The 503-nt window shown below is 32.2% G+C and carries 1 protein-coding gene; it reads left to right on the top strand.

Annotation, left to right across the window (positions count from 1 at the left end; genetic code table 11):
* Positions 1 to 59: 59 nt before the first annotated feature.
* The coding region (locus tag JM172_RS24650; RefSeq protein WP_214485003.1) for a hypothetical protein at positions 60 to 503 on the top strand (444 nt) is incomplete at its 3' end.

Here is a 503-nt window from a genome sequence, read left to right as displayed (position 1 = left end):
GGGAATACTGAAACTTTTACTGGTATTTATTCGTTAATTATTAAAAGGGAGGAACAATGATGAGAATAAATACATTGTTATTTGTAATTATAGTATTTTCTTCGTTTTGGATAACTGGTTCTTCAAACGAAATGTTTAAAGACACGGAAGGAAGGGGCGAGGAATTTCCCCCATCTATGTCAGGGAAGATTAATATAAATGAAACGGATTATGAAATGTTAGTAGGTAATTACAAATGGAAAAGAAAGCAAGGTTTATATACTCAGGTTGTACAAACTGATGCTAGTTCTCCGTACCAAATTGCTGATAATTTTGAATCTGTTAGAGTCGAACCCAACGATAAAATTAATATTCAGATTGAAGGCAATCCCCAAATAACTGTTTACTTATGGAATGAAAACGGAAGAGAAATGGAAGTTATGCTAAATGATAAGCAAGTATTGATACCAAATAGTAAAGGTCATAATATATATGAAGTATTAGCTAAATGGCCTGATGGTGAA

This window comes from Bacillus sp. SM2101, from assembly GCF_018588585.1.
Classification (GTDB): Bacteria; Bacillota; Bacilli; order Bacillales; family SM2101; genus Nanhaiella; species Nanhaiella sioensis.
This window is presented reverse-complemented; position numbering and strand designations above follow the sequence as displayed.